The sequence below is a fragment of the Streptomyces sp. ISL-99 genome (assembly GCF_018614005.1).
Taxonomy (GTDB): domain Bacteria; phylum Actinomycetota; class Actinomycetes; order Streptomycetales; family Streptomycetaceae; genus Streptomyces; species Streptomyces flavidovirens.
This window is the reverse complement of record NZ_JAGGPC010000047.1, coordinates 45221-70320: the sequence shown is the minus strand read 5'-3', so window position 1 is coordinate 70320 and position 25100 is coordinate 45221. Positions and strand designations below refer to the sequence as shown.

Below are 25100 nucleotides of genomic sequence, written 5' to 3'. Positions count from 1 at the left end.
CCGCCCGATTGCGGCATGTGAGAGCACAGGAACGAGGCACAGATGACCGACCCGGTGACGTTGGACGGCGAGGGCACCATCGGCGAGTTCGACGAGAAGCGGGCCGAGAACGCCGTACGCGAGCTTCTCATCTCGATCGGAGAGGACCCCGACCGAGAGGGACTGCGGGCGACGCCGGGGCGCGTGGCGCGGGCGTACAGGGAGATATTCGCAGGCCTGTGGCAGCAGCCCGAGGACGTGCTGACGACGACGTTCGACCTGGGCCACGACGAGATGATCCTGGTCAAGGACATCGAGGTCTTCAGCACCTGTGAACACCATCTGGTTCCGTTCCGTGGGGTCGCCCACGTCGGCTACATCCCGGCGACCAGCGGGAAGATCACCGGCCTGTCCAAGCTGGCGCGGCTGGTCGACGTCTTCGCCCGCCGCCCGCAGGTGCAGGAGCGGCTCACCACGCAGGTCGCCGACTCCCTGATGGAGATCCTGGAGCCGCGCGGTGTGATCGTGGTCATCGAGTGCGAGCACATGTGCATGTCGATGCGCGGCATCCGCAAGCCGGGCGCGAAGACCATCACCTCGGCGGTGCGCGGGCAGCTCCGCGACGTGGCCACGCGCAACGAGGCGATGAGCCTGATCATGGCTCGCTGATCTTCTCGCGAGTCGGCTCGGCTCAGACGGATCGGACGGCTGAGAGGCTCACACGGCTCAGACGGTGGGAGCCGCGCCGGTTTCCTCGTCGTCCGGGAGCTTGCATACCCGTTCCAGGAAGAACGCCGCCGCGACGACGCCCGTGCCCGCCAGGACGGCCAGGCCCGCGTAAATGGCCTGATCCCGGCGGGCCGGGACGTCGAGGCCGTTCATCAGCAGGTAGACACCCACACCGCCGTACATCCCGCAGACCAGTGACGCCACGAGAGCGCTCGCCTGGCCGAATACCACCGCGCGGGCCGCCATCAGCGGCTCCACGCCCTTGGCGCCCGGCCGCCGCTCGCGCTGGGCGCGCAGCCGGGACCGGATCGAGAGGGCGGTCGCGAGGAGTACGACGGCGATCACGGCCAGTACGACGGGCGCCGCGAGCGGCACGCTCGGCAGCGTGCCGACGGTGTCCCAGAGGCGGGCGCCGCCCCAGGACAGGACGCCCGCCACGGCGAAGAGACCGGCCAGTACGCCGAGCCGAAGTTGCTTCACCGAGAGCGCCCCTCACATCGGTTCATGTCACAGCCGGTCATGATCGTTCGTCCGGTTGATGCCGTCCGCCAGCCTAACGACTACTCGGGCAGACGGAGTTCCAGATCGGGGCGGGCGAGTACGCCGTGGGCGCCGACGCCGGTCAGCAGGTCCGCGACGGGGCCGCGGCCCGGCAGCTGGGCTTCCGGGTCCACGTCGTGCCACGGGGCGAGCACGAAGGCGCGCTCGTGGGCGCGGGGGTGCGGCAGGGTGAGGAGCGGGTCCTCGGACACCACGTCGGCGTACGCCACGATGTCCACGTCGATCGTGCGCGGCCCCCAGCGCTCCTCGCGGACCCGGTCGAAGGCTTCCTCGATGGCCTGGCCGCGCTCCAGCAGGGAGGCCGGCGGCAGGGTGGTCTTGATGACGACGACGGCGTTGAAGTACGACGGCTGGGAGCCGGGGTCGACGCCCCAGGGCTCCGTCTCGTACACCGGAGAGACGGCCTTGACCCGCAGGCCCGGCGTGTCCTCCAGGGCGTCGATCGCGCCCTGGATGGTCTCCAGGCGGTTGCCCAGATTCGAGCCGAGCGAGATCACGGCCCATTTCGGGTTGGACAGCGTGGTGTCCGCGGCGTCCACCTGTTCCACCACGGAGGCGGGCACCGGCTGCACGGTCGGGTCGCTCTGGGTGCGGTTCATACTCGGCTCCGGGTGATGGTGATGGACACGTCGTCGAAGGGGACCGTGATCGGGGCGTCCGGCTTGTGGACGCAGACCTCGACTTCCTTCACCCCCTCGTGCTTGAGGCACTGCTGGGCGATCCGCTCCGCGAGCGTCTCGATCAGGTCGACCGGTTCGCCCTGGACGACGTCCACGACCTCCTCCGCCACGACGCCGTAGTGCACGGTCTTCGCCAGGTCGTCGTCGGCCGCCGCGGGGCGGGTGTCGAGGCCGAGAACCAGGTCCACGATGAAGGTCTGGCCTTCCTCGCGCTCCCGGGGGAACACGCCGTGGTGCCCGCGGGCCTTGAGGCCGCGCAGCGCGACACGATCCACGCGAATCACTCCTGCTGTCGTAGAGAACGAGGGCGCCTGCCGAGTGCGGTCGGCCTGCCACCCTCACCCGAATCTACCTGCGAGCACTGACACCGGGCGCCCACGGGGGCTATGGACAGAAGCTCTTGGGGCTGGTAGCCGCCCATACCCAAGGGCTCCGGACGCCAACCTTCCACAGGCCCCTACCCACTCAGGCGGGTGTCTCGTCGTCCTCTTCCTCACCGTTTTCGGTCAGAACGGGGGACGCGTGGTGCGACCACAGTTTCCAGCCGTCCTCTGTGCGGCGGAACACATTGGTGGCGACGATCAGCTGGCCGACGAGCGGGCCGAGTTCGCCCGCCTCCTCGGCCGGGCCGCCGCTGAGGGTGTTCTCGGTGCAGACCACCAGGGCGGTGTCGCCCAGGACCGTCACCTTCACGTCTGTCAGGAAGAACTGGATGTACTCCGTGTTCGCCATGATCAGCGCATACGAGCGCAGCACCTCGCCGCGCCCCGACAGCACGGGCCAGCCCGGGTGGACGCAGGAGATCTCGTCGTCCATCCAGAGCACCGACAGCTCGTCGAAGTCGCCGCGCTCCACGGCTTCGTAGAACGCCGTGTTGGCCTGTTCGACCTGCTCGACGTCCGTGTGCGCGCGGCTCACAGGGCTCCCTCTACGGCCCTGGCGACCCGTACGGCGTCGGCGGTGGCCCGTACCTCGTGGACGCGCACCGCCCAGGCGCCCTCATGGGCGGCGATGGCGGAGACGGCGGCGGTGGCGGCGTCCCGTTCGCGGGCGGGCGGCGGGGTGGCTCCCTCGCCCGCGTCGGCCGCGAGGACGTGGCCGAGGAACCTCTTGCGGGAGGCGGCCACCAGGAGGGGATGGCCGAGGGCGCGCAGTTCGGCGAGATGGGCGACCAGGGCCAGGTCGTGTCCGGCCTGCTTGGCGAAGCCGAGGCCCGGGTCTACGACGATGCGCTCGGGGGCGATGCCGCCCGCGATGACGGCCTCCACGCGCGCGTGCAGCTCGGAAACGACCTCGCCGACCACATCGGCGTACACCGCGAGGCTGTTCATCTGCTCGCTGAAGCCGCGCCAGTGCATGACGACGAAGGGGGCTCCGGCCGCCGCGACGGCCGGGATCATGGCCGGATCGGCGAGGCCGCCGCTGACGTCGTTGACCAGGGCGGCGCCGGCCGCGACCGCTTTCTCGGCGACGGCGGCCCGCATGGTGTCCACGGAGACGGTGACGCCCTCGGACGCGAGGCCGCGCACCACGGGGATCACCCGTTTCAGCTCTTCGTCGGCGTCGACGCGGGAGGCGCCGGGGCGGGTCGACTCGCCGCCGACGTCGATCAGGTCGGCGCCCTCGGCGACGAGGGCAAGGCCCCGCTTGACCGCGGCGGCCGTGTCGAACCAGCGTCCGCCGTCGGAGAAGGAGTCCGGCGTCACATTGACGACCCCCATCACCGCACAGCGGTCCCACTCCGGCAGACCCTCGACCCGGCCACGCGTGCGCAACGTACTCATGCGTCCAGCGTAGGCGTCAGGTGGTGTCGCGCGGACCGCGCGCACCGCAGAAGACGCGGCCGAGGAGGTCGTAGAGGGCGGCGCGGTCGGCGTCGTCCAGGGCGTCGAGGGCGGCGTGGGTGGTGTGCATACGGGCCCGGATGGCGTCGACGGTCTCCTCGCCCGCAGGGGTGAGGACGACGTTCTTGACCCGCCGGTCGTTGGGGCTGACCTCGCGGCGTACGAGATCGCGCTTCTCCAGCCGGTCGACGATGCCCGTGATGTTGGAGGCGTCGCAGGCCAGGGTGGTCGCCAGGGCACGCATGGAGGCGGGGGCGCGCAGCACGCCGAGGGTCTTGGCCTGGCTCGCGCTGAGGCCTGCGTCGGCGGCGGCGAGCGTGAAGTCGCCGTAGTAGCCGCTGAAGGAGTCGGCGAGCCGCTCCATCAGCTGGGCTTTGGTGGGAATCGTCTCTGCCATGCCGCCAGCTTATCGTGATGTACTTGACTATCTCAAACGTTGAGGTCTACGGTCTATTTATTGCTTGAGCTCATCAAGCAATACCAGCAAACACGGCCGCAACGCTCACAGGAGTACCACCATGAAGGCCATCACGTACCGCACCTACGGCAGCCCGGACGTTCTCAGCTACGAAGACGTGCCGGAGCCGAAGCTCGGCCCCGACTCCGTGCTGGTCCGCGTCAAGGCGGCCTCCGTCAACCCCGTCGACTGGAAGATCCAGGCCGGCTACCTCGATTCCGCCCTCGACGCGGTCTTCCCCGTCATACCCGGCTGGGACGTCGCGGGTGTCGTCGAGCAGGCGGGCGTCGGAGTGAGCGAGTTCGCGCCGGGCGACGAGGTCATCGGGTACGTACGTGAGGACTTCGTCTCGCGCGGCACCTTCGCCGAGTACGTCGCCGCGCCCGTGCGCACGCTCGCCCGCAAGCCCGCCAACCTCTCCTTCGAGGAGGCCGCGGGGCTGCCGCTGGCCGGCCTCACCGCGTACCAGGCGCTCGTCCACCGGCTCAGGGCCGCCGAGGGGGAGACCGTGCTGGTGCACGCGGCGGCCGGCGGCGTCGGTTCGCTCGCGGTGCAGATCGCGCGCGCCCTCGGCGTCCGGGTCATCGGCACGGCGAGCGAGCGCAACCACGCCTACCTGCGCTCCCTGGGGGCCACCCCAGTGGCGTACGGCGAAGGGCTGGCCGACCGCGTCAAGGCGCTCGCGCCCGAAGGCGTCGACGCCGTGCTCGACCTCGTCGGCGGCGAAGCGCTCCAGCTCTCGCCCGCCCTCCTCGCCCCCGGCGGCCGACTGGCTTCGATCGCGGACGGCTCGGTGCTGGGCCTCGGCGGCAGCTACCTCTTCGTACGCCCCGACGCCGCCGATCTGGCGGCACTGACGGAGCTGGCCGAGCGTGGCGCGCTGAGTGTCGACGTCGCCGCTGTCTTCCCGCTGGAGAAGGCCGCCGACGCCCTGCGGCTGAGCATGGACGGCCACACCCGCGGCAAGATCGTGATCACCGTCGGCTGAGCACGGGTTCCAGGTGCGCGCACGGCCGCCGACGGGCGGCCGTGGCGCGGCGGGCGAACGGGCGGGGCAGCGCCAGCGTGACGAAGCCCTCAGCCTGCATCGCGGCGAAACCGATGCGGGGCAGGTCGCGGGTGGTGCGGAAGACGACGAAGCGCGGTTCCCACTGGGGCCGGAACTTGGCGTTGAACTTGTACAGCGACTCGATCTGGAACCAGCGCGAGAGAAAGACCAGCAGGCCGCGCCACACGCGCAGCACCGGTCCCGCACCGATCTTCTCGCCGCGCGCGAGCGCGGAGCGGAACATCGCGAAGTTGAGCGAGACGCGGTCGACGCCCAGCCGGGGAGCGGCCTGGAGCGCGGCGACGATCAGCAGTTCGTTCATGCCGGGGTCGGCGGAGCGGTCACGGCGCATCAGGTCCAGGGACATGCCGTCCGTCCCCCACGGGACGAAGTGGAGTACGGCCTTCAGGTCGCCGTACGCCGAGTCCGCGCCGGACGCGCCGTCCGTCGTGTCCGGCTTGTGGGCGGTCGCGATCACGCAGTCCCCGTCGCCCGGGTCCCCGATGCGGCCGAGCGCCATCGAGAAGCCGCGCTCGGTGTCGGTGCCGCGCCAGTCGGCGGCGGCCCGCCGGATGCGGTCCAGCTCGGCGTCGCCGAGGTCGCGCACGCGGCGTACCCGCGTCTCGTAGCCGCTGCGTTCAATGCGCTTGACCATCTGGCGTACGTTGCGCATCGCGCGCCCGGCGAGGGAGAAATCCGGCACGTGCACCACCGCTTCGTCGCCGAGCTCCAGCGCGTCGAGCCCGGTCTCGCGGGTCCACACCTCGCCTCCGGTCTCGCTGCAGCCCATCACGGCGGGGGTCCAGGAATGGGCCTTGGCCTCGTCCATGAAGCGTTCGATGGCGCCCGGCCAGGCCTCCACGTCGCCGATCGGGTCGCCGCTGGCGAGCATCACGCCGGAGACGACGCGGTAGGTGACGGCGGCCTTGCCGCTCGGTGAGAAGACGACGGCCTTGTCGTGGCGCAGCGCGAAGTGGCCGAGGGAGTCGCGGCCGCCGTGCCTGGCCAGCAGCTCGCGCAGCCGCTGTTCGTCGTCGGTGGTGAGGCGGGCCGCCGGGTGCTCGGGCCGCAGCGCCAGGTAGATGGTGGTGACGGCGGTGAGCAGGCCGAGGGCGCCGAGCGAGTAACCGACGGTCCAGGAGACCCGGCCCGCGTAGTCGACGGGGCCCTCGAAGCCGAACAGCCCGTACAGGACATGCTCCAGGCGCTCGGCCACGCTCGGGTTGCCGACGACCTTCGCCGGGTGCGAGCTGACAATGACGAGGCCGAGCCCGAGCGAACCGGCGCCGAGGAGGAAGAAGTTCGCGAGCGCCTTCCAGCGGCTGCGCGGATCGGGCAGGGCCGCGAACTCGCCGCGGTGGCGCAGCAGGAGCCAGAGCAGCGCGAGCGAGATCAGTACGCCGATGACCGAGTTCCGGTAGATGAACTGCGCCGCCGCTCCGGCGGGCAGCAGGACCACGGCGGCGCGCCAGGCGCGGCGCTTGTGGCGCTTGAGGCCGTGCGCGAGAAGCAGCAGCAGTACGCCCGCGCTGATCGCGAGAGCGGCCGCGAACGGGCCGAGCGCGCCGGGGAGCACCTCGGCGAAGGCGTGCATCCTGCTGTGCCGGAAGCGCGGGAAGACGCCGGCGGCTATGTCGAGGAGGCCCACGACGGTGCAGGCCGTACCGACGAGGGAGGGCACCCGCTCGGGCCGAGGACCCCGGAGGATCCGCCGTACCCGATCCGGAACCGTCGCTGATTTATCCCCATCTAGCCTGATAGACATCGCTTCCCGTGGCTCCGCGAGAGAATTTCTGTCCTTGGGCCGAAGCAGCCGGACAATTTGCGCCCTCTAGGACGGTGCATCCGGGGGGCGGGTTCACTCGCTCCCCGGAAATTCTCAGGCAGAAAGCTCTCTTTCCTCATGGGCCTCACCAGTAACAAGGTTCTGGCGCTTGCCGCTTTTCTGGCAGTGGTGCTGTTCGTCGCCACAGTCTTGCTCTGGCCTCGCCTGGCGGGCCGCGACTGGCGCTCCGTACTGGGCCGTGTCGGCCTGCTCCTCGTGACTCAGCTGATGCTGTTCGCCACGGTCGGGCTCGCGGCCAACAAGTCCTTCCTCTTCTACGGCTCGTGGACCGACCTCTTCGGTCAGGAGACGGAAATGGGCGTGGTCGTCGACCACTCGGCCGCTGCCAGGGACCTCAAGGTCGTCGACACGCAGGGCATGGACGTGCCGGGCGGATCGAAGCCCGCGAGGGGAGGCCAGATACAGAAGGTCGTCATCACGGGCGAGCGCTCGAAGATAGCCGGCAAGGCCTACGTCTATCTGCCTCCCGAGTACTTCCGGCCGCAGTACGCCGCGCAGACCTTCCCGGCGTCCATCGTGCTCACCGGGTATCCGGGTACGGCAGAGAACCTGCTCAAGGGGCTGCGTTACCCGCGAACAGCACACACGCAGGCGCAGGCGGGCAGGATGCAGCCGATGATCCTGGTGATGCTGCGGCCGACCGTGGCACCGCCGCGTGACACCGAATGCGTGGATGTGCCCGGCGGCCCGCAGACCGAGACCTTCCTGGCCAAGGACGTCCCGAAGGCGGTGTCGGAGTCCTACAGGGTGGGCACGAAGCCGCGGAACTGGGGCGTCATAGGGAACTCCACCGGGGGTTACTGCGCCCTGAAGTTCGCCCTCCACCATCCCGCGACGTTCGGCGCGGGCGCCGGCCTGTCCGCGTACTACAGGGCCGCCGAGGACCCGACGACCGGTGACCTCTTCCACGGCGACAACGGCCGGCGGAAGCGGGCCGACCTGCTGTGGAGCCTGGACCATGTGAAGCCGTCGAAAACGTCGTTCCTTGTGACCAGTTCCAAGGAGGGCGAGGGAAACCTCAAGGACACGGTGAAGTTCATCGGGAAGGTGCGGCCGCCCGCGCGGGTCTCCTCGATCACGCTGGACAGCGGCGGCCACAACTTCGGCACCTGGCGGCGCGAGATACCGGCCGCCATGGAGTGGATCAGCGCCAGGCTCAGGGCGAGCTGACGGACTCCACTTCCACTGCCGTACGGGGAACGGCCTGTGCGTCGGCGTCGATGGACCGGCGCAGCGCCTCATGGAGACGCGCCGGTGTGAGCACACCGAGGAAGCGCCCCGCGCTCTCCTCGTCGATGACCGCGATCCAGCCGGCATCGTGCTGGAGCATCGTGGAGAAGGCCTGCTTGAGGGAGGCGCCGACGGGCAGCCAGGCCTCCATGCGGCGCGCGTGTTCGCGTACGGTCCCGGTGGCCGTACGGACCTGCTCGGCGGAGACCCAGCCGTGCAGATCGTCTGCGCTGTCCAGGACGACGGCCCAACGGGCGCCATCGGCGGCCAGCTTGGCGGCCGCCTTGCCGACCGGGTCGTCGAGATGGACGACGGGCGGCTGCTCCAGGTCACCGGGCTCGATGGGTGTGACGGAGAGGCGCTTGAGGCCCCGGTCGGCGCCGACGAAGTCCGCGACGTACGGCGTGGCGGGTGCGCCGAGGACGGCGGCCGGGGCGTCGAACTGCTCGATCCTGCCCTGCCCGTAGACAGCGATGCGGTCACCGAGCCGGACGGCCTCCTCGATGTCGTGGGTGACGAAGAGGACCGTCTTGCGCACCTGGGACTGGAGCCGCAGGAACTCGTTCTGCAGGTGCTCGCGGACCACCGGGTCGACCGCGCCGAAGGGCTCGTCCATGAGGAGTACGGGCGGGTCGGCGGCCAGGGCTCTGGCCACGCCGACGCGTTGGCGCTGGCCGCCGGAGAGCTGGTCGGGGTAGCGGTCGCCGTGGACGGACGGGTCGAGGCCGACCAGGTCGAGGAGTTCGGCGGCGCGCTCGCGGGCCTTGGCGCGCTTGACACCGAGGAGGTGGGGGACGGTCGCGGTGTTGTCCAGGACCGTCTTGTGGGGGAAGAGGCCGACCTGCTGGATGACGTAGCCGATACGGCGGCGGAGCTGGACGGGGTCGACGGTGGATATGTCGTCCCCGTCGAGGAATATCCGGCCGTCGCTCGGCTCGATCAGCCGGTTGACCATCTTCATGGTGGTGGTCTTGCCGCAGCCGGAGGGCCCGACGAGCGTGACCAGTTCGCCCTCGGCGACTTCGAAGGAGAGGTCGTCGACGGCGGTGGTGCCGTCGGCGTACCGCTTGGTGACGTGCTCGAATCGGATCATGAGTCCCCATTGTGGCCGGTCCGGTGTCAGGACCATGTTGCGGGAATGAGGCGGATTCCGGCGATTGTCAGTGGCCGGGGATAGGGTCGTCAGACATGGGTTCGGGCATGAGTTCGGCATGGGTTCGGGGTCTCGGGGGAGGTGGGGCGGCATGAGCGGCCGGAGTTGTCTGACGGCGAACGACTGGATCTGCGGCGAGTACGTCCGCTCCCGCGGCCAGGAGTTGGCCGACGCGACCGTGCAGCATGTGTGGATCACGGTGGTTTCGGTGATGATCGGCCTGCTGATCGCCCTTCCGCTGGCGTTGCTCGCGCGTGGCCGGGACGGACGCCGGTCCAGGTTCGCGGGTCCGGTCCTCGGCCTCACGACCGTGCTCTACACGGTCCCCTCGCTGGCGATGTTCTCGCTGCTGCTGCCGGTGTTCGGGCTTTCGGCGGCCGTGGTGGTCACGGGGCTCGTCCTCTATTCGCTGACCGTCCTCGTGCGCAACATCCTGGCCGGGCTCGAAGCGGTGCCGGCGGAGGCGCGGGAGGCCGCGCTGGGCATGGGGTACGGGCGTGGCCGGCTGCTGTGGGAGGTGGAACTGCCGCTGGCGCTGCCCGCCCTGCTGGCCGGGGTGCGGATCGCGACGGTGTCGACGGTGGCCCTGACGACGGTCGGCGCGATCGTGGGGTACGGCGGCCTGGGGACACTGATCGTGGACGGCCTCGACTCCCTCTTCAAGGCGCAGGTGCTCACGGCTTCGGTGATCTGTGTGCTGCTGGCGGTGGTGGCCGACCTGCTGCTGATCGGCCTGCAGCGGGCGCTCACTCCGTGGACCAGGGCGCCGGGGCGGCGTACGCCCCGAATACGTACCGGCCGGTCTTCTGTCCGTACCACCCGTATCGCGAAGGCCGGCTGATTCATGGGAGCGATCGGGGACGCCTTCACGTGGCTGGCGACGGGCGCCAACTGGCAGGGGGAGAGCGGCGTCTGGAACCGGCTCGCCGAGCACCTGTATTTCAGTGGCGTCTGCCTGCTGCTGTCCTGTCTGATCGCGCTGCCTGTGGCGCTCTGGCTCGGGCACCTGGGCCGGGGCGGCGCGCTCGCCGTCAATCTCTCCAACGTGGGGCGGGCGATCCCCACCCTCGCGGTGCTGATCCTGCTGACGCTCACGCCGCTGGGCAAGCAGGGGGACCTGCCGACGGTCATCGCGCTGGTGCTGTTCGCCGTACCGCCGCTGCTGACGAACGCGTACATCGGCATGCGTGAGGTGGACCGGGCGGTGGTGGAGGCCGCGCGCGGGATGGGGATGTCGGGGCGTCAGGTGTTCGTCCGGGTCGAACTGCCCCTCGCGTACCCGCTCGTCATGACCGGGCTCAGGTCGGCGGCCGTCCAGGTGGTCGCCACGGCCACGCTCGCCGCGATGGCGGGCGAGGGCGGCCTGGGCAGGATCATCACGGCCGGCTTCAACACGTACAACACGCCGCAGGTGGTGGCGGGCGCACTGCTTGTCGCCGCGCTGGCGCTGCTGGTGGAGGGCGTGCTGGTGGCGGCGGACCGGCTGCTGGACCCGCGGCGGCGGGGCGCGGCGCGGCGGCGGGGTGCGGTGCGGCGGGCGACGGCCTGACGGTGTCTTTCTTGTCTGTTCTTTCTTCTTCCTCTGGATGGTGAACCTCATGAGCAGAATCTCGCGTACGGCGGGTGCGGTACTGGGCGTGATCGCGCTGGCCGGCGGGCTGGCGGCGTGCGGCGGCAAGAACCTGGAGGAGGGCGGGACCGGCGGAGAGAACAGAGCCGGCGGCGATGGCAAAAGGGGGTCGCTGGTGGTCGGTTCGGCCGGATTCACCGAGTCCAAGGTGCTGGCCGAGCTGTACGCGCAGCTCCTCTCCGACGCCGGATACAGCACCTCCATCAAGACGGTGGAGAACCGCGAACTGTACGAACCCGCCCTGGAGAAGGGCGAGATCGACGTCGTACCGGAATACGCCGCTACGCTTGCGGAATTCCTCAACGCCAAGGCGAACGGACCCAAGGCGCCCGAGAAGAATCCGGTCGCGTCCAGCGATGTGGCCGCCACCTTCAAAGCACTGGAGAAGCTCGCGGAGCCGCGCGGACTGAAGCCGCTGCCGGCCGGTGAGGCCGTCGACCAGAACGCCTTCGCCGTGAGCAAGGAATACGCCGGGAAGAACAACCTGAAGACACTTTCCGATCTTGGTAAGTCCAAGCTCAAGGTGAAGATCGCCGCGGGTGACGAGTGCGAGATCCGGCCCTTCTGCGCACCGGGTCTGAAGAAGGAGTACGGGATCGACGTCATCGGCGTCGACCCCAAGGGCGTAGGCACCCCCCAGGCCAAGCAGGCGGTCAAGGACGGCGCGGATCAGCTGGTGCTGACCACGACGACCGACGCGACGCTGGAGGGATTCGGACTCGTCCTCCTGGAGGACGACAAGAAGCTCCAGAACGCCGACAACGTACTGCCGGTGGTCAATGCGAAGGACGCCGGAGCGCCGGAGATAGCGGACGCTCTCGGCAAGCTCACCAAGGTGTTGACGACCGGTGATCTGGTGGAGCTGAACCGCAAGATCGACGCTGACCGGATGAAGCCCGCCGATGCCGCGAAGGAGTATCTGGAGGCCAAGGGGCTGGTCAAGAAGTAAGCGGCGTAAGGAATTGGGTAACCGCCCGGGAACAGATTGCCGGGCGGGGCCCCATTCGTCGTCCACGCACGGTAAATTTCAGGCCATGCCACGTGGACGCCACCGCCATTCCCCACCCCTGCACAGGATCCTTCCGCCTTCCGCGGTCGCCGGCTCGTCAATACTCTGCGCCGCCGGTGCTTGGTTGTTCGCGGAACCGGTGGTGTTGCGCGGCCTGGTCGCTGCCGCCGCGGCCGCGGCGGTCACCGGCGCGGTGCTCATGCGCTCCTGGGACCGCGCGGCGGGCCGCCGTGTGGCTGAACTGACGCGAGCGCGCGCGAGCGACGAGTGGAAGACCGAGGAGCGCCTGGCAGACCTCGAGTCGGACATCGAGGAGTCGCGCGAGCTGCGCGCCAGGCTCGACGCGAAGCTGCGCGCCAAGCGGGTCGAACTGGCCGCCCTGCGCGGCGAGCACGCCGCGCTGTTGCGGCGGTACGCGACCGCGGAGACCGAGCGGGCCAGCGCGCTGGAAGGCCGGCGGCTGCTGGCCATCGAGGCGGCGGCCCCGAAGGCACTGCCGGCTGCCGGCGCTTCCCCGACGCCGTCCGCGTATCTGCGTGCGTCGATGGCGCTGGACAATCTGTCGCGCAACGCGGCGGAGCAGGAGTCCCGCGCGTCGCGCGAAGCGCGGGGCCGTGGGGTGGCGGAGCCGGAGGGGAAGCACGAGGCGGCCGCCGGTAGCGACGCCGTGTCCTCCCCGGAACACGCTCGCCCGTCGTCCGCCGTCGTGCCGTACGCCGCCGAGCGGCGCCGCGCCTCGCGTGTTCAGGGGGGCTTCGACTTCTTCGGCAACCAGAAGTCGGCCGCCGCGGCGATCGCAGCCGTCCAGAACGAGGACCTCGCGGACGTGGTGGGCGAGGAGGCGCTGGCGGACGCGCATCGGGCGTCGGGGGACCGAGTGGTGGGTCAGGTCATCGACCTGACGGCCCATGACGAAACCGAGCAGCTCGACGTGGCGGTTCTGCGCAGCGCGATCTCGTAACCCCGCGGGGTGGGGAACAGGCCCCGCGCGGCGGTGCGTCCTACAACGGGGTCGGGCCGGCGCCGCCGCCCGCTCGGACCAGGCCCGACTCGTACGCCAGGACCACGACCTGCACCCGGTCGCGCAGGCCGAGCTTGGTCAGGATGCGGCCGACATGCGTCTTGACCGTCGCCTCCGACAGCACCAGCCGCGCCGCGATCTCCCCGTTCGACAGGCCCTGCGCCACGAGCAGCATCACCTCGCGCTCCCGCTCGGTCAGCCGGGCCAGCGCGGAGTCGACGGCGCGGGTCTCCTTGTCCGTACTCGGCAGCATCGACGAGAAGCGGTCCAGCAGCCGCCGTGTCGTGGACGGCGCGACGACCGCGTCACCGCTGTGCACGGACCGGATGGCGGCCAGCAGTTCGCCGGGCGGCACATCCTTCAGCATGAAGCCGCTGGCCCCCGCCTTCAGCCCGGAGAAGGCGTACTCGTCCAGGTCGAAGGTGGTCAGGATGAGCACCTTCGGCGCGTCAGGGTCCGCACAGATGCGCCGCGTCGCCTCGACGCCGTCCAGCTTCGGCATGCGTACGTCCATCAGGACGACGTCCACGGCCGTGGAGCGCAGGACCTCGATCGCCTCCGCCCCGTCACCGGCCTCCGCGACGACCTCCATGTCCGGCTGGGCGGCCAGGACCATGCGGAAGCCGGTGCGCAGCAGCACCTGGTCGTCTACGATCATCACGCGGATGGACATGGGGTGGGGTGCCTTTCGTCGGCGTAACCAGGGATGGGAGGCGGCCGCTCAGTGGGCCGGTTTGAGCGGCAGCAGCGCGCTGATCCGGAAGCCGCCGCCCGGCCGCGGCCCCGCGTCGAGCGTGCCGCCGACCATACCGACGCGCTCACGCATGCCGATCAGGCCGTGGCCGCGACCGTCCGCGCCGCCGTCCTCGTACAGTTCGTGCGCCGCGCCCCGCCCGTCGTCCTCGACGAGCAGGCCGAGCCCGTCGTCGAAGTACACGAGCCGGACGCTCGCGCCCGCCTCGGGCCCGCCGTGCTTGCGCGTATTGGTGAGGGCTTCCTGCACGATGCGGTACGCCGTGAGCTCCACGCCGCTGGGCAGCGGCCGGGGCGTGCCCTCCACCTTGAAATCGACGGTCAGCCCGGCGGTGCGTACCTGCTCGACCAGGTCCTCGATCTGCTCGACGTCGGGCTGCGGTACGTACTCGCCGCTCTCCTGGTGCTCGCCGGTGCGCAGTACGCCCAGCAGGCGCCGCATCTCGGCGAGCGCCTGGCGGCCGGTTGTCGAGATCGTCTCCAGGGCCTGCCTGGCCTGGGCGGGCGAGGCGTCCATGACGTACGCCGCGCCGTCCGCCTGGACGACCATCACGGAGACGTTGTGCGCGACGACGTCGTGCAGTTCGCGGGCGATACGGGCCCGCTCGGCGGCGACGGCCACCTTGGACTGCGCCTCGCGCTCCTTCTCCAGCCGGGCCGCACGCTCCTCCAGCTCGGCGAAGTACGCCCGCCGGGTGCGCATCGAGTCGCCGAGGACCCACGCCAGCGCGAACGGCAGGGCCATGACGACCGTGAAGAAGACGGACGCGAGGACGGAGCTGGTGCCCTGCTCGGCCGGCCAGCGCAGCTGCGCGAGCGGAGCGGCGGTGAGGCCGCCGAAGAGCGCGACGCGCGAGATCCAGCGGGGCCCGTCGCTCGCGGCGACGGTGTAGATGATGACGAGCATGGCCCAGTCGGCGGGATTGACCTCCACGTCGAACACGAGCTGCGCGACGCCCATCAGGATGGCCAGCAGCAGCATCTTGTCCGGCGCGCGGCGACGCAGGGCCACCACCAGGCAGAGGAGCGTGATGATCGGGACGGCCGCGATGCGTGGTTCGGTCCCCATGGCCGCCTGGACGGCCCACAGCAGGAAGATCCCGAAGAGCAGCACAGCCCAGAAGCTGTCGACACTCGTCGGGTGCCTGCGGATGAAATCGTAGAGGCGTTGCACGTAACCCAGCGTAGGGAAATCAAATAGGTGCAGGGGTCAACCGGAGGAGCGATCCGGTGGACCGGAGCCTACTCCCCAAGGTGGAGACTTGGTGCCGTGACGGATGAGTGGCAGGGGTGGCGGGAGGCGGCGGAGCAGGCGCTGTACGGTCCGGACGGTTTCTACGTACGGCCCGGTGGACCCGGCCCGTCCGGCCATTTCCGTACGTCGGTGCACGCGTCCGCGCTGTTCGCCGGAGCGGTCGCGCGGCTGCTCGGGGACGTCGACGAGTCGCTGGGGCGGCCGCGGGAGCTGGCGCTGGTCGACGTGGGCGCGGGGCGGGGTGAACTGCTGTCGGCGGTGCTGGCGGCGGCGCCGCAGGAGCTTTCGGCGCGCGTGCGGGCGTACGCCGTGGAGCGCGCGCCCCGGCCGCCCGGCCTGGATCACCGCATCGAGTGGCTCGCGGAGCCGCCGTCGGGCGTCGCCGGGCTGCTGTTCGCGAACGAGTGGCTGGACAACGTTCCGGTGGACGTGGCCGAGACGGACGCGGCGGGTGTCGCGCGGTACGTCCTCGTACGACGCGAGGACGGCGAGGAGCGCCTGGGCGACCCGGTCACCGGGCCGGACGCAGACTGGCTCGCGCGCTGGTGGCCGCTCGCGCCCGGCGGCGAGCCCGGACTGCGGGCGGAGATCGGCCGCCCGCGCGACGCGGTGTGGGCGGCGGCGGTGGCGACGCTCGACGCGGGACTGGGGGTCGCGGTGGACTACGCCCACGAGCGGACGGCACGGCCCCCCTTCGGCACGCTGTCGGCTTTCCGGGCGGGCCGGGAGGTACGCCCGGTCCCGGACGGCACGTGTGACATCACGTCCCACGTCGCGCTGGACGCCTGCGCGCTGCCGGGTGCGGAGCTGCTGTCGCAGCGGGAGGCGCTGCACCGCCTGGGCGTGACGGCCGCCCGCCCGCCGCTGGCCCTGGCGAGCACGGACCCGGCGGCGTACGTACGGGCGCTGTCGGGAGCGGGAGAGGCGGCGGAGCTGACGGCCCGCGGCGGCCTGGGCGACTTCACCTGGCTGACGCAGCCGGCCGGCTCGTCCCGGCCGGGCGGAATCAGCCCGTCCGGTGTCTGAGTGCCAGGGTCCGGGGCGGAGCCCCGGCCGTAACCCGCACCAGGGATACTGGCGGCATGACGGAGACCACGGTCGGCATCGGCGGCGCGGCGGAGAGCACCGACATGGTGCTCAACATCGGCCCCCAGCATCCCTCCACGCACGGCGTCCTCCGCCTCAGGCTCGTGCTCGACGGCGAACGGATCCAGCACGCGGAGCCGGTCATCGGCTACATGCACCGCGGCGCGGAGAAGCTCTTCGAGGCCCGTGACTACCGGCAGATCGTGATGCTCGCGAACCGCCACGACTGGCTGTCCGCGTTCTCCAACGAGCTCGGCGTCGTCATGGCCGTCGAGCGCATGCTCGGCATGGAGGTCCCGGAGCGCGCCGTCTGGACCCGCACGCTCCTCGCCGAGCTGAACCGGGTGCTCAACCACCTCATGTTCCTCGGCTCGTATCCGCTCGAACTGGGTGGAATCACCCCGGTCTTCTACGCGTTCCGCGAGCGCGAGGAGCTCCAGGCGGTCATGGAGGAGGTCTCCGGCGGCCGCATGCACTACATGTTCAACCGCGTCGGCGGCCTCAAGGAGGACCTCCCCGCGGGATGGCTCGGCCGGGCCCGCGAGGCCGTCGCGGACGTCCGGTCCCGGATGGACGTGTACGACGACCTCGTCACCGGCAACGAGATCTTCCGCGGCCGCACGCGGAACGTGGGCATCCTCTCGCCCGAGGCCGTGCACGCGTACGGAGTGAGCGGCCCCATCGCCCGCGCCTCCGGCGTCGACTTCGACCTCCGGCGCGACGAGCCGTACCTCGCGTACGGCGAACTCCAGGACACCCTGAAGGTCGCCACCAGGACCGAGGGCGACTGCCTCGCCCGCTTCGAGGTCCTGCTCGAACAGACGCACAACGCGCTGGACCTGGCGGACGCCTGCCTGGACCGGATGGCCGACCTCGCGCCCGGCCCGATCAACCAGCGGCTCCCGAAGGTGCTGAAGGCCCCGGAGGGCCACACCTACGCCTGGACCGAGAACCCGCTCGGCATCAACGGCTACTACCTCGTCTCGAAGGGCGAGAAGACGCCGTACCGCCTGAAGCTGCGCTCGGCGTCGTTCAACAACATCCAGGCACTGGTGGAACTGCTCCCGGGAACGCTCGTCGCCGACATGGTGGCGATCCTCGGGTCGCTGTTCTTCGTCGTCGGCGACATCGACAAGTAGGTTCCTCCTCGCCTCAGCGCAGCACGCCCTCCAGGAAGTCGCTGCCCAGCCGGGACACCACCTGGAGGTCCAGGCTGTGCAGGACGTAGCGGCCACGGCGCTGGGTGGTCAGCAGACCGGCCTTCCGCAGGGTCGTCAGGTGCCGTGAGACCTCGGGGGCGGTGATCCCGTGCGATTCGGCGAGCTCACCCGTCGTGTACGGGGAGCGGGCCAGGTTGCGGCACAGGCGCATGCGCATGGGGTGCGCCAGCGCTTCCATCCGCAGCTTCAGCAGCTCGACCGACGCGGGGGACGGCAGTTCCGGTGCGCCGACCGGGTAGTGGATCACCGGACGCCAGCCGGGGCGTGCAGGACCGACAGATGCGGCCAGCCGAAGCTCGACGGCACGAAGGTGAGACCCGCGCCGACGTCCGGCTCGACGGCGCTGGTGCGGCCCTCGGCGAGCTTGTCGGCCTGGATACGGGTCCTGGCCCCGCCCGCGCCACCGCTCTCCTCCAGCGTCAGCGCGGGGGAGACCGCGTGCAGCGCCTCCGCGAGGCCCTTGCGGCGCAGCACCTCGCCGTTGTGCCGTGCGTCGGCGGCCAGCTGGACCCGTATCCGGCGCCAGGTGTCCGCGAAGAACGCCTGGTCGCAGTCCTCGAAGAGCCGCCGCAGCCAGGCCCGTACGGACGCCGGGTCGGCCAGCAGCCGGCGCGCGAAGTCCGTCTGCTTCGGCCCGCGCGCGGCCGCCAGGTCCAGCGCCCGCTCGCGCATCGTGGCGTCGACGAGCGGGGACGGGCTGGGCATGCCGTACGTACTGGAGCAGGTGAATTCCAGGGCGGCGGAGACGAATCGCTCGTCGTCCAGCCGGTCCAGCGCGTCCAGGTCGTCGCTGAGCGTCGCCCCCGTCCTGCCGTCGCCGCCCCGCACGCCGGCGAACGGCATGAAGACGTCCGAGAACGTGCTGCGCCACAGGAACTCCGCCTCGCTCATCCGGTCGGCGAGGTCCGGCTTCAGCGAGGCGGCGGCCGCGGTCGCCCAGCCGTGCAGCCCGGGGTGGTGGCCTGGCTCGGACAGGGCGTGCAGGGCCATGCCGAGCTCCGCCAGCGGGGAGGTCTCGAAGACGATGCGCTCGGGCGGCAGGCCGGTGATGTCGATGGACACGCTCATGGGTACATCGTGCCCGGTGCCACTGACAGCGCGGCCGCCGATTGACGGGGCTCGTCAAACGATGCGCGTCGCGGGGTGCGGCGTACGCATGGTGAGGACATGAACGCCACTCAGCAGCACATGCTCGACGTCTACCGCGCCACCCGACTCGGCACTCCCGCGCCGCCGGCGCCCGGCCTCAACGACTGGCAGGTGGTGCGGGAGGTACGCGACTACCGGCGCTTCCGCGCGGCGGTCGAGGACCGACCGCGTCGGGCCCACCGGCTCCGGACCGCCCTGGCGAACCTGTTCGCCTCGGCCACCCGCAGCTCCGGCACCCGTGGCTCCGCCGGCCGGGCCGGGCGCTCCCGCCCTGTCGCGGGTGCGGGCTCGAGTGCGTGCGGCTAGGGGTGCGCGGGGTTTCCCTGCGGGTCGGGGAAAGCCCGCCGCAGGCGGTGTCCTACGGCCTCAGCCGCTCCGTGAAGTCCGCCACCGCCGCCCTCACGTCCTCCCGCGTCCACGCCAGGCCGGGAGACGCCACCGTCACCTCCGTGACGGCCAGCCCCGGTGGCGTGTCCGCGAACCATCTGCGGAACAGCGTCACGCCCGTCTCCTCCGCCTGCCGCACCGCCGCCTCCGTCAGTACCTCCGCCGGATACGGCAGCCAGACCTGGAACTGGTGCGTGTGCGGCGGTTCGGGATGCACCCGGAACCACGGCACCCCGGCCGCGCGGAAGCCGTCCGCGAGGGCCGCCGCCACCACCTTCGCGTGGGCGACGTACTCCGGCAGTCGCGGCAGCTCCCGCTCCAGGCCGAGCAGCGCCGAGAGCGCCGCGGGGAACTGCTGGAAGACCTGCCCGCCGTACCGGTGCCGCCAGGTGCGCGCCTCCGCGATCAGTGAAGCGGGCCCCGCCAGCGCCGCGCCGACATCGCGTCCAGTGACTTGTAGAACGACACGTACACGCTGTCCGCCAGCTCGGCGATCTCCGGGAGCGTACGCCCCAAGTGAGGGGCGCACTCCCACAGTCGGGCGCCGTCGAAGTGCACCACCGCATCATGTTCCCGCGCGGCTTCGACGACCGCCGTCAGCTCCTCCCACGAGGGCAGTACGAAACCGGCGTCCCGCAACGGCAGTTCCAGCATCAGCGTGCCGAAGGGCTCGTCGAACGCGCGGATTTCGTCCGCCGTCGGGAGCCGCGGCGCGTGCGTGGGGTGCACGGTACGCAGACCGCTCACCGCCGCCAGCGCGCCGCCCTCGTGCACCTCCGGGTGCGACAGCGGATGCAGCGCCACCGTCGCGTTGCCCGTACGCCCCGCCCAGCACCGCAGCGCCACCTGCTGAGCCATCGTGCCGGTCGGGAAGAACGCCGCCGCTTCGAGGCCCAGCGTCCGCGCGACGCGCCGCTCGAGCTCGGCGACGACACCGTCGCCGTAGACGTCGGCCCACTCGTCCAGGTCGTACGCCGAACCCGCGTCCGCCGCCAGCGCCGTCAGCCGCTCGCCCACCGTCGCCTCCGCGGAGGCGCGCGAGAGTATGCGCCCCGACTTCTTCCACGCGGTGAGCCTGCGCCGGCGCTGATCCTGCTCGCCGGTGTCCGGGCTGTCCGGGCTGTCCGTGAGGTCCGTGCGGTCCGCGGTGTCCGTCATCAGGCGATCATCGCGTACCGTGCGGCCTCTGCCCACAGCCTGTGGACAGCGAGGCGACCGCACGAAACGCTGGCGTAGCATGACGAGAAATCGTCCGGTACCCCCCGCGGACTGGAACGGAAGGCCGTCCCCGCGTGAACGTGAACGCACCAAACGCAGCACATGAGCCCCTGGATGCCAGGGACCGCCCCGCCCGCCTCACCGTCGGCGTGGTCGGAGCCGGCCGGGTCGGCCCCGCACTCGCCGCCGCGCTGCGGCTCGCGGGCCATCGTCCGGTCGCCGTATCCGGTGTCTCGGACGCGTCCGTCCGCCGGGCCGCGGCGCTCCTGCCCGACGTCCCGATCGTCACCCCCGCCGAGGTCCTGGCGCGCGCCGAGCTCGTCCTGCTGACCGTTCCCGACGACGCCCTGCCGGGCCTGGTCGAGGGGCTCGCGGAGACCGGCGCCGTACGCCCCGGACAGCTCATCGTGCACACCTCGGGACGGTACGGAACCCGCGTCCTCGCGCCCGCCCTGCGCGCCGGCGCGCTGCCCCTCGCCCTGCACCCCGCCATGACGTTCACGGGAACGTCCGTGGACGTGCAGCGGCTGGCCGGCTGCTCCTTCGGCGTCACCGCGCCCGAGGAGCTGCGCCTCGCGGCCGAGGCCCTGGTCATCGAGATGGGCGGCGAGCCCGAGTGGGTCGCCGAAGAGTCGCGCCCGCTCTACCACGCGGCCCTCGCCCTCGGCGCGAACCACCTGGTCACCCTGGTCGCCCAGTCCATGGAGCTGCTGCGCACGGCAGGCGTCGAGGCCCCCGACCGGATGCTCGGACCACTCCTCGGCGCCGCCCTGGACAACGCCCTGCGCTCCGGCGACGCCGCCCTCACGGGCCCCGTCGCGCGGGGCGACGCGGGAACGGTCGCCGCGCACGTCGCGCAACTGCGCGAGCACGCGCCGCAGGCCGTCGCCGGATACCTCGCCATGGCCCGTACGACCGCCGACCGCGCCCTCGCGCACGGCCTGCTCAAGCCCGAGCTCGCCGAGGACCTGCTGGATGTACTGGCCGACGGTGGCAGTACCGACGGCGGCAGCACCGATGGCGGCAGTACCGACGGGCCCAAGGGAGAAGACCGATGAGCGGCACCTTCGAGCTGGTCCCCACGCGCGAGGATCTCCAGTACGTCCTCGAACACTTCGGCGCCCCCGGCCGCACCGCCGTCGTCATGACCATGGGCGCCCTGCACGAGGGCCACGCGACACTGATCCGCACCGCGCGCGAGCACGTCGGGCCCAAGGGCTTCGTCGTCGTCACGGTCTTCGTCAACCCGCTCCAGTTCGGCGCCGGCGAGGACCTCGACCGTTACCCGCGCACCCTCGACGCCGACCTCGCCCTCGCCGAACAGGCCGGTGCGAACGCCGTGTTCGCCCCGTCCGCCGACGAGGTCTACCCGGGCGGCGAACCGCAGGTCCGTATCACCGCGGGGCCGATGGGTGAGCGCCTCGAAGGGGCGTCCCGTCCCGGCCACTTCGACGGCATGCTGACCGTCGTCGCGAAGCTGCTGCACCTGACGGGACCTGACGTCGCCTTCTTCGGGCAGAAGGACGCCCAGCAGCTCGCCCTGATCCGCCGCATGGCGCGCGACCTGAACTTCCCCGTCGAGATCATCGGCGTACCGACGGTCCGTGAGGAGGACGGTCTGGCCCTGTCCAGCCGCAACCGCTACCTCTCGCCCGCCGAGCGCCGCACCGCCCTCGCACTCTCCCGCGCGCTGTTCGCCGCCCGCGACCGGCTCATCGCCCTGGAAGCCCTGCACGCGCGTGCCGTGGCCCAGGGCGCGGTGACGACCCCCGCGCGCGTGGCCGCCCTCGCGGGCCTCGGCGAGGCGCGCGCGGCGGCCGACGCGCACGCCGTCGAGCAGGCGGGCCACGCGGACCTGAGCGGCCCGGCGGCCGTACGCGCGGCAGCGGCCACCGTCCTGGACGAAGCGGCGCGCCTGGAGCCCCCGCTGAACCTCGACTACGTCGCCCTCGTCGACCCGTCGGACTTCACCGAGGTGCCCGACACCTACCGCGGTGACGCGATCCTCGCCGTGGCCGCCAGGGTCGGCGTCACGCGCCTCATCGACAACATCCCGCTGACCTTCGTCCACGAAGCCGGCGAAGACAGCGAAGACAGTGCAGTCCGCGAGCAGGGAGCTTCGGCATGACCCGGACCGGTATACGGCTGAAGGCCCCCGCCCCCGGCTGGACCGTCGACGCCGACGTCGTGGTCGTCGGCTCCGGCGTCGCCGGTCTGACCGCCGCGCTGCGCTGCACCGCCGCAGGTCTGCGTACGGTCGTCGTCACCAAGGCCCGCCTGGACGACGGTTCCACGCGCTGGGCGCAGGGCGGCATAGCCGCCGCTCTCGGCGACGGGGACACCCCCGAGCAGCACCTGGACGACACGCTCGTGGCGGGTGCGGGCCTGTGCGACGAGGAAGCCGTACGGGCCCTGGTCACCGAGGGGCCCGACGCCGTACGCCGCCTGATCGACACCGGCGCCCTCTTCGACACCGACCCGGAGTCGGGCGCCATCCAGCTCACCCGCGAGGGCGGCCACCACCGCCGCCGCATCGCCCACGCGGGCGGCGACGCGACGGGCGCGGAGATCTCCCGGGCACTGGTCGAAGCCGTACGGTCCGCCTCTCTTCGTACGATCGAGAACGCCCTGGTCCTGGACCTGCTCATGGACCCCGACGGACGCACGGCGGGCGTCACGCTGCACGTCATGGGGGAGGGCCAGCACGACGGTGTCGGCGCCGTCCGCGCCCCGGCCGTCGTCCTCGCCACCGGCGGCATGGGGCAGGTCTTCTCGGCCACCACCAACCCGTCCGTCTCGACGGGCGACGGCGTCGCGCTCGCCCTGCGCGCCGGCGCGGAGGTCTCGGACCTCGAATTCGTCCAGTTCCACCCGACCGTGCTCTTCCTGGGCTCGGACGCGGAAGGGCAGCAGCCGCTCGTCTCCGAAGCGGTACGGGGCGAGGGCGCGCACCTCGTCGACGCGGACGGCGTGCGCTTCATGCTCGGGCAGCACGAGCTCGCGGAGCTCGCCCCGCGCGACATCGTCGCCAAGGGCATCATGCGGCGGATGCGTGAGCAGGGCGCCGAGCACATGTACCTGGACGCCCGGCACTTCGGCGCGCAGATGTGGGAGTCGCGCTTCCCGACCATCCTGGCGGCCTGCCGCTCCCACGGCATCGACCCGGTCACCGAGCCCGTCCCGGTCGCCCCGGCGGCCCACTACGCGTCCGGTGGCGTACGGACGGACCTGCGCGGCCGTACGACGGTCCCCGGGCTGTACGCGTGCGGTGAGGTGGCCTGCACGGGCGTGCACGGCGCGAACCGGCTCGCCTCCAACTCCCTCCTGGAGGGCCTGGTCTTCGCGGAACGCATCGCCGAGGACATCGCGGCCCACCCCGCCACCCCCGGCCCCGCCGTGGAGAGCGAGGAGGCCCCCGGCCCGCTCCTCGACCCGGCGACCCGCATCGAGATCCAGCGGATCATGACGGCGGGCGCCGGAGTTCTGCGTTCCGCCGACAGCCTGGACCACGCGGCGGACGCGCTGGAGGTCCTGTACCGCAGCGCGGCCGCCGAAGCGGAGGCGGGGAACGGGAGCGACGACGTCAAGGACGCCGAGCCCGGCGTGGACGCCTGGGAGGCCACCAACCTCCTCCTCGTCTCGCGCGTCCTGGTCGCCGCCGCCCGCGCCCGAGAGGAGACCCGCGGCTGCCACTGGCGCGAGGACCGCCCGGACCGCGACGACGACACCTGGCGCCGCCACCTCGTCGTACGGCTCACCCCCGGCCGCACCCTCGCCGTACACCGCACCGAGTCCGCATCCTTCCCGCCCGTAGACCCCGGCCCCGTACCAGCTCAGAGGGAGCAGTAACCGTGAGTACGCCCGACAACCCCCAGCTCCTGCCGACCGCCTCCGGCGGCTGCGGCGACGCCTGCGGCTGCGGCGGTGAGGAGACGTACGAACTCGACACCGCCGAGTGCAGCCTTGACCCGGACCTCGCCCAGCTCCTCGTCGCGGCGGGCCTCGACCCCGTCGAGGTCGAGGACGTCGCGAACGTCGCGCTCGCCGAGGACCTCGCCCACGGCGTGGACGTCACAAGCGTCGCGACCGTCCCCGAGGACGCCGTCGCGACCGGCGACTTCACGGCCCGCGAGGCCGGCACCGTGGCGGGCCTGCGCGTCGCCGAGGCGGTCCTGTCGATCGTCTGTACGGACGAGTTCGAGGTCGAGCGGCACGTCGAGGACGGCGACCGCGTCGAGGCCGGGCAGAAGCTCATCAGCGTCACCACCCGCACCCGCGACCTGCTCATGGGCGAGCGCAGCGCGCTCAACCTGCTGTGCCGTCTGTCGGGCATCGCGACGGCCACGCGCGCGTGGGCGGACGTTCTCGAAGGTACGGGCGCCAAGGTCCGCGACACCCGCAAGACGACTCCGGGGCTGCGCGCCCTGGAGAAGTTCGCGGTCCGCTGCGGCGGCGGCGTGAACCACCGCATGTCCCTCTCGGACGCGGCGCTCGTCAAGGACAACCACGTGGTCGCGGCGGGCGGCGTGGCCGAGGCGTTCACGCTCGTACGCAAGGCGTTCCCCGAGGTCCCGATCGAGGTCGAGGTCGACACGCTCGCCCAGGTGACCGAGGTCCTGGAGGCGGGCGCCGACCTGATCCTGCTGGACAACTTCACCCCGGAACAGACCGCCGAGGCGGTCGCTCTCGTGAACGGCCGTGCGGCCCTCGAATCGTCCGGCCGCCTGACCCTGGAGAACGCCCGCGCGTACGCGGACACGGGCGTCGACTACCTCGCCGTCGGGGCGCTCACGCACTCCTCCCCGATCCTCGACATCGGTCTCGACCTGCGCGAGGCGAAGTAAC

At 71.5% G+C, this 25100-nt stretch carries 24 protein-coding genes and 2 pseudogenes; 14 read left to right on the top strand and 12 right to left on the bottom strand.

Features of this window, described 5'->3' with window-relative positions:
* Nucleotides 1-42 precede the first annotated feature (42 nt).
* Nucleotides 43-648, top strand: coding sequence for a GTP cyclohydrolase I FolE (gene folE / locus J7E91_RS27375; protein WP_214909201.1), 606 nt, complete (start codon nt 43-45; stop codon nt 646-648).
* Nucleotides 649-705: 57 nt separating this feature from the next.
* On the opposite strand, the gene J7E91_RS27370 is transcribed toward folE, so the two are convergent.
* The 6 genes from J7E91_RS27370 to J7E91_RS27345 all read right to left on the bottom strand — a co-directional run bounded on the left by J7E91_RS27370 (nt 706) and on the right by J7E91_RS27345 (nt 4190).
* Entirely contained in the window at nt 706-1188 is a 483-nt protein-coding gene (locus J7E91_RS27370) for a DUF3180 domain-containing protein (RefSeq protein WP_214909199.1), read from the bottom strand.
* Between the two features lie 80 nt (nt 1189-1268).
* Complete coding sequence (folK, locus tag J7E91_RS27365) at nt 1269-1868, bottom strand: 2-amino-4-hydroxy-6-hydroxymethyldihydropteridine diphosphokinase (protein WP_214909197.1); 600 nt, start codon at nt 1866-1868, stop codon at nt 1269-1271.
* Entirely contained in the window at nt 1865-2224 is a 360-nt protein-coding gene (gene folB, locus J7E91_RS27360) for a dihydroneopterin aldolase (RefSeq protein WP_214909195.1), read from the bottom strand. Before folB ends, folK begins: the two co-directional genes overlap by 4 nt.
* A gap of 190 nt (nt 2225-2414) precedes the next feature.
* Nucleotides 2415-2867 carry a nuclear transport factor 2 family protein gene (locus J7E91_RS27355; protein ID WP_214909193.1) on the bottom strand — a complete coding sequence of 151 codons (453 nt, stop codon included), beginning with the start codon at nt 2865-2867 and terminating at the stop codon, nt 2415-2417.
* On the bottom strand, nt 2864-3733 hold the full coding sequence (gene folP, locus J7E91_RS27350; protein WP_214909191.1) for a dihydropteroate synthase: 870 nt from the start codon (nt 3731-3733) through the stop codon (nt 2864-2866). The genes J7E91_RS27355 and folP overlap by 4 nt, the downstream gene beginning before the upstream one ends.
* Before the next feature lie 16 nt (nt 3734-3749).
* The gene (locus J7E91_RS27345) at nt 3750-4190 is read right to left on the bottom strand and encodes a MarR family winged helix-turn-helix transcriptional regulator (RefSeq protein WP_251016327.1); all 441 of its coding nucleotides are present in this window, start codon (nt 4188-4190) and stop codon (nt 3750-3752) included.
* A gap of 121 nt (nt 4191-4311) precedes the next feature.
* Here J7E91_RS27345 and J7E91_RS27340 point away from each other — a divergent pair, with 121 nt between their 5' ends.
* Complete coding sequence (locus tag J7E91_RS27340; protein WP_214909189.1) at nt 4312-5238, top strand: NADP-dependent oxidoreductase; 927 nt, start codon at nt 4312-4314, stop codon at nt 5236-5238.
* On the opposite strand, the gene J7E91_RS27335 is transcribed toward J7E91_RS27340, so the two are convergent.
* Entirely contained in the window at nt 5225-7063 is a 1839-nt protein-coding gene (locus J7E91_RS27335) for a phosphatidylglycerol lysyltransferase domain-containing protein (RefSeq protein ID WP_214909187.1), read from the bottom strand. The genes J7E91_RS27340 and J7E91_RS27335 overlap by 14 nt on opposite strands.
* Before the next feature lie 138 nt (nt 7064-7201).
* On the opposite strand from J7E91_RS27335, the gene J7E91_RS27330 reads away from it, so the two are divergent.
* On the top strand, nt 7202-8314 hold the full coding sequence (locus J7E91_RS27330; RefSeq protein ID WP_214909184.1) for an esterase family protein: 1113 nt from the start codon (nt 7202-7204) through the stop codon (nt 8312-8314).
* Here the strand turns inward: J7E91_RS27330 and J7E91_RS27325 are convergent.
* Nucleotides 8301-9467: an ABC transporter ATP-binding protein gene (locus J7E91_RS27325; protein WP_214909182.1), complete on the bottom strand. Its 1167-nt coding sequence runs from the start codon at nt 9465-9467 to the stop codon at nt 8301-8303. The two genes, J7E91_RS27330 and J7E91_RS27325, sit on opposite strands and share 14 nt — an antisense overlap.
* Nucleotides 9468-9618: 151 nt before the next feature.
* On the opposite strand from J7E91_RS27325, the gene J7E91_RS27320 reads away from it, so the two are divergent.
* The 4 genes from J7E91_RS27320 (at nt 9619) to J7E91_RS27305 (ending at nt 13127) form a co-directional block, all read left to right on the top strand.
* The gene (locus J7E91_RS27320; protein WP_214909180.1) at nt 9619-10368 is read left to right on the top strand and encodes an ABC transporter permease; all 750 of its coding nucleotides are present in this window, start codon (nt 9619-9621) and stop codon (nt 10366-10368) included.
* A 3-nt stretch (nt 10369-10371) separates the two neighbouring features.
* Nucleotides 10372-11076 carry an ABC transporter permease gene (locus J7E91_RS27315; protein ID WP_214909178.1) on the top strand — a complete coding sequence of 235 codons (705 nt, stop codon included), beginning with the start codon at nt 10372-10374 and terminating at the stop codon, nt 11074-11076.
* Nucleotides 11077-11125: 49 nt separating this feature from the next.
* Nucleotides 11126-12106, top strand: a complete 981-nt coding sequence (locus tag J7E91_RS27310; RefSeq protein ID WP_214909176.1) for an ABC transporter substrate-binding protein — start codon at nt 11126-11128, stop codon at nt 12104-12106.
* Nucleotides 12107-12191: 85 nt separating this feature from the next.
* A complete protein-coding gene (locus J7E91_RS27305) occupies nt 12192-13127 on the top strand; it encodes a hypothetical protein (RefSeq protein ID WP_214909174.1) in 936 nt (311 codons plus the stop codon).
* A gap of 40 nt (nt 13128-13167) precedes the next feature.
* Here J7E91_RS27305 and J7E91_RS27300 read toward each other — a convergent pair whose 3' ends face one another.
* Together J7E91_RS27300 and J7E91_RS27295 are read right to left on the bottom strand one after the other, a co-directional pair.
* Nucleotides 13168-13860, bottom strand: coding sequence for a response regulator transcription factor (locus J7E91_RS27300; protein ID WP_214909172.1), 693 nt, complete (start codon nt 13858-13860; stop codon nt 13168-13170).
* A gap of 48 nt (nt 13861-13908) precedes the next feature.
* Nucleotides 13909-15114 (bottom strand): sensor histidine kinase, encoded by a 1206-nt coding sequence (locus J7E91_RS27295; RefSeq protein ID WP_214909169.1) that lies wholly within the window; start codon nt 15112-15114, stop codon nt 13909-13911.
* A 96-nt stretch (nt 15115-15210) separates the two neighbouring features.
* Between J7E91_RS27295 and J7E91_RS27290 the strand changes: the two genes are divergently transcribed.
* The gene (locus J7E91_RS27290) at nt 15211-16221 is read left to right on the top strand and encodes an SAM-dependent methyltransferase (RefSeq protein WP_214909167.1); all 1011 of its coding nucleotides are present in this window, start codon (nt 15211-15213) and stop codon (nt 16219-16221) included.
* A gap of 56 nt (nt 16222-16277) precedes the next feature.
* Nucleotides 16278-17420, top strand: coding sequence for an NADH-quinone oxidoreductase subunit D (locus J7E91_RS27285; protein WP_214909164.1), 1143 nt, complete (start codon nt 16278-16280; stop codon nt 17418-17420).
* A gap of 13 nt (nt 17421-17433) precedes the next feature.
* Here the strand turns inward: J7E91_RS27285 and J7E91_RS27280 are convergent.
* Nucleotides 17434-18563 (bottom strand): annotated as a pseudogene (locus tag J7E91_RS27280) (DUF5937 family protein).
* A 105-nt stretch (nt 18564-18668) separates the two neighbouring features.
* Between J7E91_RS27280 and J7E91_RS27275 the strand changes: the two are divergent.
* Entirely contained in the window at nt 18669-18956 is a 288-nt protein-coding gene (locus J7E91_RS27275; RefSeq protein WP_214909162.1) for a hypothetical protein, read from the top strand.
* 52 nt (nt 18957-19008) lie between these two features.
* Here the strand turns inward: J7E91_RS27275 and J7E91_RS27270 are convergent.
* Nucleotides 19009-20195, bottom strand: a pseudogene (locus J7E91_RS27270) (low specificity L-threonine aldolase).
* A 140-nt stretch (nt 20196-20335) separates the two neighbouring features.
* On the opposite strand from J7E91_RS27270, the gene J7E91_RS27265 reads away from it, so the two are divergent.
* From J7E91_RS27265 to nadC, 4 genes are read left to right on the top strand one after another with little or no spacing between them, the layout of a single operon-like run.
* Nucleotides 20336-21313, top strand: coding sequence for a Rossmann-like and DUF2520 domain-containing protein (locus J7E91_RS27265; protein WP_214909160.1), 978 nt, complete (start codon nt 20336-20338; stop codon nt 21311-21313).
* On the top strand, nt 21310-22383 hold the full coding sequence (panC, locus tag J7E91_RS27260; protein ID WP_214909158.1) for a pantoate--beta-alanine ligase: 1074 nt from the start codon (nt 21310-21312) through the stop codon (nt 22381-22383). Before J7E91_RS27265 ends, panC begins: the two co-directional genes overlap by 4 nt.
* Complete coding sequence (locus J7E91_RS27255) at nt 22380-24104, top strand: L-aspartate oxidase (RefSeq protein WP_214909157.1); 1725 nt, start codon at nt 22380-22382, stop codon at nt 24102-24104. The genes panC and J7E91_RS27255 overlap by 4 nt, the downstream gene beginning before the upstream one ends.
* A gap of 2 nt (nt 24105-24106) precedes the next feature.
* Nucleotides 24107-25099: a carboxylating nicotinate-nucleotide diphosphorylase gene (nadC, locus tag J7E91_RS27250; protein ID WP_214909156.1), complete on the top strand. Its 993-nt coding sequence runs from the start codon at nt 24107-24109 to the stop codon at nt 25097-25099.
* Nucleotide 25100 lies beyond the last annotated feature (1 nt).